We start from the raw sequence: 8,235 nt of genomic DNA on the forward strand, positions 1-8,235 counted from the left end.
ACAACCTCAGCAGCCGTGTCAGAAGCGCGCACCACACTGGCGGGATAAGCGACTCGGTCGGCGGCGTGCGCCTGCCAGTCACCTCGGCCTGGGGCGTGGGCTGTACTCCTGTCGCGGCCAGTCCTCCAAGACCTTCGTTTGGGAGGCGGTGCAGCAGTACGCCCACCAGGGCAAAGGAGTGATAGTGGTCTTCTGCGGCGACTGGACCCTACCGGCAGAAGTATCCCTCGTTCCGTGGTCGATCGGATGGAACGCTACGGCAACGGTGAACTCGACCTGGAGTTCAGGCAGAGCGCCATCACCGCCGATGACGTCCGCTCCGGTCGGTTCACCACCCATGACGTCAACGTCCGCGACGTCAACTTCGCCCGCTACCGCGAGGAGCGCATGCGCGAAGGCATCGATGCGCACACCGCCGTCAGGTCGAAGCCCTCCGCCCCGGGCTGCTGCGGGAGCGGCTCGACGAGACGATCGAGGGTCTGGTCGACGACGTCCGGCAGCGGAACATCGAGGCCCGGATGGAAGAAGCCGAGCGGGAGTTCCTGCGTTCCCTGCAAGGGACGGTGAAGAAGATCGTTCACCGCTCCACAGGCGATCCGGCCGCCCCGGCCGCCGAAGACGACGAAGACGAGTAGGCCCGTGCACCACAGGTGTTGCATCCGCTACAGTGCTCGGGACCGCTCCTGAGCTGCGGAAACTCCTTCCGCACACTCGTGGCGCCCCGGAGAAACGTCGGCGATTTCGATGCGAGCGGGGCTGAGATCGAACGGGACTGGGTCCGGCGCACCGAGGACTGCTGGAGCGAAGTCCGCCGCATCTTGCTGACCCGGGAGCAGACCATCGAATACGAGCTGCTGTCGGCCCAGGGCAAGCACGGCGACCCGAGATGGCCGGCCTTCGCCGCCCGCTACGGCTTCGACCCTCAGCATCCGGTGCAGTGGGAGGTGGAGGCGCTGGAGCCGGACGAACTGCAGCGCCTGGTCCTCGCCGCCGTCGCCCCCTACATCGACCGCCACGTGCTCGCCCGGCAGATCGCCCGCGAGGAAGAACAGCGCCGCGCCCTGGCCGCCTTCGTACGGGGCTGGGGCGCGACGGGGAGGACGTAGCGCTACCGCGCTGGACGGGGCCTGGGCGGCCTGGGCGAAGTGCGGCACCACCGCCTTGGCGCAAGCGGCGACTTCGTCCGGCAGCGCGCTGCTGCGCGGGTGGGTGGGTTTTCACCCCGAGCATGGACTGACGGTCAGGTGAGCTCCCAGGTGCCGCGTTTGGCGATCATCTCGATGGCCGCCCACGTGGTGGGCCACGGTTGGGTGAAGGTGCCGCCGTACCGGGGCCGGAGGTAGGGGACGCTGTCGCGTATGTCGGTGAGCACGGCCTGGCAGCCGCGGGACGTGTCGCGGACCAGGTCCCCTACTCCGGCCGTGGGGGGGGCACCGGTGTGCCGGTCACCGGGCGCTCTCCTGCGGTGTCTCGTTCTGCGCCCGGCGACGGCGGATGCGCCGCTGGATGGCGTCGATCGCGTGCGCGCTGCCTTCGCCGTCTTCGATGCGGGCCCGGTAGTCCGCCCGGTCGCGTGCGGTCCAGTGGTCCAGCCCGGCCGGGAAGTCTTCGGCGCTGATCACTGGTCGGCCTCCACGGCCGGGACGCCGTACATGGCCGCGCACGGGGCGCAGGCGTACAGGGGGGCATCGCGCAGTATCGGCACCGGGAAGCGGGGGCTGGGGGTTCCGCTGCACCAGCAGCATGAGCGGCCTTGGATCTGCTGCGTGCTCAGCCGCTCGCGGTGGATCGCCGGGGCGTCCACGTAGGCCCCGGCAAGGGGCTGGGGCGGCGTGCTGCGCGTCGTCATGTGGGGTGCCTCGCGCTCGCGGTCGAAAAGCCTGCGGCGGCCGTCCACGACGGGGGAACGAGGGACGGCCGCCGGCGCCCGCGGTGTTCGCCGGGGCGCGTGTCCAGTCCAACGCCGGGGCGTGCGCAATGGGTAGGAAAAGTCGGCCCGTTGCTACTCGCGGTGACCGGAAATTTTGGCGGGGCGGGATCCCCGTAACCTCTCCACGCCGCATGAGCACGCGGCTACGGTGAGTGCGTGGAAGGAAATTCCCGGTTGCAGGCCCACATGGTCGAACACGCCTTCACACAGGGCGTGCTGGCCGACAGGGTGAACGAGGAGCTGAAGGCGGCCGGTCACAAGGGGACCGTCGGTGACCGCACGGTCCGCAACTGGGTGACCGGAAAAACCCGTTGGCCGCACCAGCGCCAGCGCGACGCCCTGGCGGCAGTATTCGGATGCACCCCCGCCTGCCTCGGTTTCTACCCCCCGGGCACGCCCGCCCCGCCCCACGAGGACCTCTCAGCCATGCTCCGCCGCCGCTTTTGCACCGCCGCCACGTCCGCCGTCGCAGCAACCGCCCTGCCAGCCGCCGGCACCCGTCCCAGCACCCGCCCCACCAGCGTGGGCACCTCCGACGTGCTCCGCCTGCGGGACGGACTGGACCGGCTCACCGCGCTCGACCAAAGACACGGCGGACACGCCGCTCTCGAACGCGCCGCGCTCGCCGGCGCGGCCGAGGCCGTGGGCCTGCAAGACCGGTCCGCCTCGCAGAGGATCCGGCAGCGGCTGTTCGGTGTCGCCGCCGACTACACCACCACCGCCGCCTGGTCGTGCATCGACGCCCGCCAGCTCGACCGGGCCCGCAGCCACGTGAACGAGGCGCTGAGACTGGCCGGGCTGTCCCAGGATGCCGTGTCGCTGATGCGGGTGTGGAACTCCACCGCGATCCTCGCCCACCAGCTCGGCCACTACGCCGAAGGCGTGGCAGCAGCCCAGGCCGCCCAGTCCTGCGCCATCACGCGCCGCGACCCGCTGTTCGGATCCCTCGCGCACGCCCGGGCCGCGGTGGGGCACGCCCACCGGGGCGACCGGCAGGCCGCCATCCGTTCCATCGGATACGCCGAAGAGGCCCTCGTACGAGCAGAGGCACGCCCCCGTCCGTCCTGGATCGCCTTCTACGGGCCCGCGGAACTGCACGCCCTGAGCGGGGTGGTCCGCAGCCGGCTGGGCCAGCCCGCGGAAGCGGAAGCCGCCTCCCACCGGGCCCTGTCCGCACTGCCGGCCGCCTACCGGCGCAACCGCGCCATGACCATCGTGGACCTCGCCATCGCCCAGCTCCACCAGGGCGACGCCGAACACGCCTGCGCCACGACCGAGGAAGCATTCGCCCTGATGTCGGGCAGCCCGCTGCCGGGCCGGCTGCGCGTCCTGCTCGGCGACTTCTACCGCGATCTCCTCACACTCGCGCCCTCCACCACAGTGGCGCGCGAGTGGGCTGACCGCTACCGATCCGAATGGAGCCCCGCGTGACCACGGCACCCGTCATCGACCTGCGCCGCTACGGACACACCGACCTGCCCGGCATCCGGCAGACCCTGCTCGACGTCCATGCCAGCGCCTACTACGAGCGGCGGCACGAGGAGTTCGTCCAGCGCTTCCCCTGGTTCGTGGAGCACTGGGGCGGACGTGAGGGATTCGCGTGCGTGGTCGCCTACGCCGACGGCGAGCCGATCGGGTTCACCTACGGGGCGCCGGGCGAGCCGGGCCGCGAATGGTGGCGTGAGTACCTGAGCGAAGAGCTGGCCAACCCGTCGACGTTCTCCGTCTCGGAACTGATGCTGAAGCCGCAGTGGCGCGGGCAAAGCCTCGGGAGGCGGCTTCACGACGAGCTGCTCGCCGGCCGGCCGGAGGCCCTGGCCGTGCTCACGGTGGACACCAAGCGGCCCCGGCTCCAGGCGATGTACGAGGGCTGGGGATACCGGAAGATCGGCGAGAGCCAGCCGTTCCCGGACTCCCCGCTGTATGCCGTGATGCTGCTGCACCGCAAGCGCGCGGCCTGACGGCCGCCGCTGCCCAGCTGCTGCTACGCCTTCTCCGGATCTGTCGCCAGCCCGAAGCCCCTGGCCAGGCATCGACGCACGGCCTTGATCGGCAAGGTTTCGGCCACTGCATCTGATTGCCCGGCGGGCCCGGGACAACTGCGGATACGGTCGATCGGTTTGACGGCTGGCGGTGTCCGCCGGCCGGGGAAGCGTCCGGTCGGCGTGTCGTCGCATCGCAGGTAAGGGCGGTTTGGTGGGCAGCACCGAGCAGGAGATCGAGGAGCAGTTCGCGCAGCTTCAGCAGAAGGTCGGCGCTCGCCATGCGGAGGTGCTGAAGCACTCCGACGGCGACCGGTTCGCGGAGGAGTACGCCCAGCTGGTGCACGTCACCAGTGAACTGGTGGAGTTCGAGAAGACGATCCCCGAGCGGCTGGCCGAACCCGAGCGCAGACGCAGTGAGCGCATCGTGACATGGTCCTGGCGCGGCCAGGCGGCCTTCGGCGCGGTGCTCATCGCACTCGTCTTCACCCTTGACCGCTCCTCGTGGTGGTTGGTCCTGCTGGTCCCGCACTTCGCGGGAACGGTGGCCGGCTGCTTCCAGAAGGTCGGAACCGAACAGCACCGTGACCGCCGCTTCGGGGCCATCGCCCTGCACGTGGTCGCGCTCCTGATGGCTCTCATCAGCCTGAGCGTGATCAGCCGGTGGTTCATCATCGCCACCGCCGTGGGCTGGATGCTCGTCGCCGGGGCCTCGATGGACAACACGGGCGCCGACCCGAAGGAGGCACGGCGATGAGCGACGACTACAGCTACCAGGTCCGCCGCCTGGAGACCCGGACCGGCGGGATGGAGCACGAGCTGCACTCACTGCGCTCGAAGCTGGGGGAGGTCGAAGACCTCGACTACGAACTGCGCGACATCCGCAGCGACATCCGCAGCCTCGAGGACGACCTCAGCACCGTCCGCAACCAGCTCACCGAGCTGGACGACGACGTACGCGACGACATCCGGGACACCGAGCAGGCCCTCAAGCGGCTGACCGGCCGCGTCCAGGCCCTCGAAGCCCACCTGCTCGCCGCGGGCGGCGCCCCGCTCGCCGACCTCGACACCATCGACCCGGAGTGGCAGAAGCTGGCCAGGACCGCCAGCCACGGCTGGAACGTACGCTCCGGCCTGCTCCACGGACACCAGCGCGAGGCCCACCGCCTCAAGGTCCGCGAGTACGAAGGCGCGATCGCCGAACGCGATGAGCACCGCGACAAGGTGGTGGAGGCCGCCGGCATCCTGGCCAGTCAGCCGCGCACGTCCCGCGAGTTCAAGCAGGCCGTCATGGACTTCGGCATGTCCCGCACCCTCGCCGAGAGGAACGATCAGCGGGCCCGGCAACTGGCCGGCCCCGCCCAGACCGCCCAGGCCGCACTGGCCCAGGACGACTCCCTGAGGCAGGCGAAGGCGTCGCTGATCGAGCAAGGCGACAAGGCGGAGCGGAAGCTGAACTGGCTGTTGCGCGGCCGTCTGGCCGACGCGATCCGCGACCGCGCCCTGCTGCCCATGTGGTTCGTGACCGTGCTCGGTCCCGTGCCGCCGGCGCACAAGACCCAGGAGTGGATGGACCTCGCCACCCAGGTCCTGGCCTACCGGGTCACCTACGGGATCACGGACCAGGTCGTCGCGCTCGGACCGGCGCCCGACGCGTACGTACCGCGCCGCACCGAGTGGCACCGTGAACTCACCAAGGACCTGCGCCGCTGGTAGCCCGGCCGGGCGGCAGGACACGCCTGTACACCCGGCAGGGTGATTCGCTCCTTGGAGGCGGGAGAGCATGAACGCCACCCGGCGCCGACTGCCCGCAGCCGAGCACACCGACGCGGCAAGGACGGGTACCGCTGGTCCTCACTGCCGCGATGCGGGGCGGTACGGCCGCGGCCGGGGAGCAGGACCACGGCGTCGGTCCCGGCCCGCCGGCCATCCCGCCCGGGGGTCAGCCGTTCAGGGTGCCCGTCTGGTAGTAGCCCGTGATCCGGCGTCGGCCCGCCTTCGTGGTGTTCGTGGCGTGGAAGTAGGACGCGGGGATGCTGAAGACGCGGCGGTCCCGGCCGGACTCGTCGGTCACCTCCACGGTTCGCGCGCCTGGCTCGTAGGAGTGCACGATGACGGTCTCGGGGTAGTGGGAGGTTGCCCCGCCCCGGCACGTCGTATAGATCTGTCGGGCCTCGATGCGGTGCATGGCTTCCCCCGGGAGCGGGTGACTGGTCTGGCGAGAGTAGCGCCTCGTTCAGCTGGTCAGCGGTCATGGTCAGCACCGCCCGTGCCCGCCCCGGTGCCGCCGTGCGGGCCGTCATCGAGGACCAGGGCTCGAGGAGACAGAACAGATCTGGGGCCACCCGGCCCTCGAGTACCTTCGCGGCCTGGCCCGGCTGCTGCTCGCCTCCGACGGCGCCTACGAACCCCACGAAGACGCCGGCCACGACCTCGCCAGCTACCTGACCGGCGCCCCGCACGCCGCCGCCGAGCGCCTGGTCGACGACGCCGTCCGGCGCGCGCACGAACTGAGCGACCCGTACGCGGACAACGCCACCGCCCTCCTCGCCCGCATTACCCAGCCGCGCCGTTGAGGAGATCCGCGCTGGGCACGGTCGGCCGTGCGCCCGGGCTGCACAGTCGGCCCGCCGAGCGAGCCACCGCCGAGTTCCGGGAAATGCATGGTGATGGCCCGGTGAGCCCGTTTAGCGTGATCTGGTTGGCGATCGTCAGCAGCACTAGGTGAACACACTGGAGTACCGATGGCTTTGCCCGCACGGCTCACGGCCGCCCTGGGACGACACCCCGACCACCTTACCGAGGACGATCTCCAGCGCGCGGTCGACAGCGAGATACCTGAGGGCATCGACCTCGACTGGAAGAAGGAGTTCTACCAGGGCACCGAAGCGGGCAAGAAGGAACTCGCCAAGGATGTGAGCGCCATGGCCAACACCGCCGGCGGCATGGTCGTCATCGGAGTCGACGACGGCAACCAGGACCACGCACACGCCCTGGCCCCTGTCGAGCCGGTCCCGGGCCGCGGCGAGGAGTGGATCCGCTCAGTGCTCGCGAACTGGATCCAGCCCGTCGTACCCAATGTGGGCGTCCGCATCGTGAAGTCGGTCGTCAAGGAGGGCAAGATTTACTGGCTGCTCACCGTGCCCCCGAGCCCCCAGGCCCCGCACGCCGTCGCGGCTCCGGGCAACGACTACCACTTCCGCGTGCACGTCCGGCATGGCACCACGACCCGCACCCTCGCCGAATCCGAGATCGCCCAGCGCTACCGTGACCGCATCCAGGCGGCCTCCGACGACGTCGACCGACTGCATCAGGTAGCCGACGCAGGTCTCGGCTACCTGTCTGCCTACCTGACCAGCACAGAGCACGGCGGCAGCCCCAGGACCACGTACTACCCGGCCTGGGTCACTCTGGCCGCGGTTCCGGCCGTCCGCGGCACCTACCCCCTGACCACTCAGGCGGAGCGGAACGCGGCGTTCGACCGTTTCGTCGCACTCGCTAGGGAAGGCATCACTACCCGGGTGGAACCGGAACGCCCTGTGCTGGTCGGACGCCGCCAGGCTCGCTTCGAGGGCACTCCGACCGGTCAACTCCATCAGGACGGCAGCTTCTACGCCGCGCTGACCCTCCAGCTCACCAACGACCACTTCGATTCCGATGGCCCCGATCGTCTGTCACAGCGTGCACTCGAACTCGACCTCGTGGCTCTGGTGCAGGCCGCCGCAGCCTGGGTGGCAGAGACCGGAGCTGCCGGAGATCTGATGCTCTCAGCAGCGCTACACCGCTACGACGGCAGTGACAAGCTGGTACGCCTGGTCGTGTCCGACAGCGCCTTCGAGCACGGCGCTCCGACGCGGCTTCCGGCAACTCCGGCGCAAACCACTGCGGATCTCGCTGCCGTCATCAACGACAAACGTGAGGCTGTCGTCGCGGCCTGGGCTCTCGCCTCCGACCTGCTGGCCGACATGGGAAGCCACCAGCCTCACGTACTGACTCCCGAGGGGGACATCCTGACCGACCGACTCAACCCCGAGTTCCGCCACACGCTTACAGGCTGAGACGTGTAACGGCATCGGTCACCTACCAGCCGCAGCACGACGAACCCCGGGCCTCAAGCGGCCCGGGGCACGGTCACGACGCTGGGAGAGGGTCAGGGGCTATCCGCCCTGGCCTGGGGGACCGTCACCGGCCGAGCCCAGTCCATTCCCAGCTCCGCGAGGGCGGCTGTCCAGGAGCGGTCTTTCTGATCAGTGAGTCATGGGGTTGGTCTGGGCTGATCAGTTTGGTGCCTGGTGGTGGTAGCGCTTCAGGCCGGGTTGCTAC

Annotated in this window: 11 protein-coding genes; 6 read left to right on the forward strand and 5 right to left on the reverse strand. The window is 70.0% G+C overall.

The annotated features are described in order from the left end of the window. Nucleotides 1-371 precede the first annotated feature (371 nt). On the reverse strand, nt 372-659 hold the full coding sequence (locus IH25_RS0132245) for a hypothetical protein (RefSeq protein WP_030618848.1): 288 nt from the start codon (nt 657-659) through the stop codon (nt 372-374). Between the two features lie 54 nt (nt 660-713). Here IH25_RS0132245 and IH25_RS0132250 point away from each other — a divergent pair, with 54 nt between their 5' ends. Then, entirely contained in the window at nt 714-1,106 is a 393-nt protein-coding gene (locus tag IH25_RS0132250) for a hypothetical protein (RefSeq protein ID WP_037656047.1), read from the forward strand. 134 nt (nt 1,107-1,240) lie between these two features. Here IH25_RS0132250 and IH25_RS42895 read toward each other — a convergent pair whose 3' ends face one another. From IH25_RS42895 to IH25_RS0132265, 3 genes are all read right to left on the reverse strand, one after another. Beyond that, complete coding sequence (locus IH25_RS42895; RefSeq protein WP_280842553.1) at nt 1,241-1,372, reverse strand: hypothetical protein; 132 nt, start codon at nt 1,370-1,372, stop codon at nt 1,241-1,243. A gap of 73 nt (nt 1,373-1,445) precedes the next feature. Further along, entirely contained in the window at nt 1,446-1,622 is a 177-nt protein-coding gene (locus tag IH25_RS41420; RefSeq protein WP_157847057.1) for a hypothetical protein, read from the reverse strand. Continuing rightward, complete coding sequence (locus IH25_RS0132265; protein ID WP_157847058.1) at nt 1,619-1,849, reverse strand: hypothetical protein; 231 nt, start codon at nt 1,847-1,849, stop codon at nt 1,619-1,621. The genes IH25_RS41420 and IH25_RS0132265 overlap by 4 nt, the downstream gene beginning before the upstream one ends. A 237-nt stretch (nt 1,850-2,086) precedes the next feature. Between IH25_RS0132265 and IH25_RS0132270 the strand changes: the two genes are divergently transcribed. The 4 genes from IH25_RS0132270 (at nt 2,087) to IH25_RS42000 (ending at nt 5,628) form a co-directional block, all read left to right on the forward strand. Beyond that, the gene (locus IH25_RS0132270) at nt 2,087-3,361 is read left to right on the forward strand and encodes a hypothetical protein (protein ID WP_245172949.1); all 1,275 of its coding nucleotides are present in this window, start codon (nt 2,087-2,089) and stop codon (nt 3,359-3,361) included. After that, on the forward strand, nt 3,358-3,891 hold the full coding sequence (locus IH25_RS0132275; protein ID WP_342447391.1) for a GNAT family N-acetyltransferase: 534 nt from the start codon (nt 3,358-3,360) through the stop codon (nt 3,889-3,891). Before IH25_RS0132270 ends, IH25_RS0132275 begins: the two co-directional genes overlap by 4 nt. Nucleotides 3,892-4,126: 235 nt before the next feature. Next, nucleotides 4,127-4,669, forward strand: coding sequence for a hypothetical protein (locus IH25_RS0132280; RefSeq protein ID WP_030618863.1), 543 nt, complete (start codon nt 4,127-4,129; stop codon nt 4,667-4,669). Next, entirely contained in the window at nt 4,666-5,628 is a 963-nt protein-coding gene (locus tag IH25_RS42000; protein WP_030618866.1) for a hypothetical protein, read from the forward strand. Before IH25_RS0132280 ends, IH25_RS42000 begins: the two co-directional genes overlap by 4 nt. Before the next feature lie 226 nt (nt 5,629-5,854). On the opposite strand, the gene IH25_RS0132290 is transcribed toward IH25_RS42000, so the two are convergent. Next, nucleotides 5,855-6,100 (reverse strand): hypothetical protein, encoded by a 246-nt coding sequence (locus IH25_RS0132290; RefSeq protein ID WP_030618869.1) that lies wholly within the window; start codon nt 6,098-6,100, stop codon nt 5,855-5,857. A gap of 556 nt (nt 6,101-6,656) precedes the next feature. Here IH25_RS0132290 and IH25_RS41425 point away from each other — a divergent pair. Continuing rightward, nucleotides 6,657-7,970 carry an AlbA family DNA-binding domain-containing protein gene (locus tag IH25_RS41425; RefSeq protein WP_157847059.1) on the forward strand — a complete coding sequence of 438 codons (1,314 nt, stop codon included), beginning with the start codon at nt 6,657-6,659 and terminating at the stop codon, nt 7,968-7,970. Nucleotides 7,971-8,235: the final 265 nt, after the last annotated feature.

It is taken from the genome of Streptomyces achromogenes subsp. achromogenes, from assembly GCF_000720835.1.
Lineage (GTDB): Bacteria > Actinomycetota > Actinomycetes > Streptomycetales > Streptomycetaceae > Streptomyces > Streptomyces achromogenes.

Excerpts from the sequence above, each read along its gene's own strand:
- IH25_RS41425 (WP_157847059.1), top strand. The coding sequence starts at position 6,657 with ATGGCTTTGCCCGCACGGCTCACGGCCGCCCTGGGACGACACCCCGAC.
- IH25_RS0132290 (WP_030618869.1), bottom strand. The coding sequence starts at position 6,100 with ATGCACCGCATCGAGGCCCGACAGATCTATACGACGTGCCGGGGCGGG.
- IH25_RS0132265 (WP_157847058.1), bottom strand. The coding sequence starts at position 1,849 with ATGACGACGCGCAGCACGCCGCCCCAGCCCCTTGCCGGGGCCTACGTG.
- IH25_RS42000 (WP_030618866.1), top strand. The coding sequence starts at position 4,666 with ATGAGCGACGACTACAGCTACCAGGTCCGCCGCCTGGAGACCCGGACC.
- IH25_RS0132245 (WP_030618848.1), bottom strand. The coding sequence starts at position 659 with ATGCAACACCTGTGGTGCACGGGCCTACTCGTCTTCGTCGTCTTCGGC.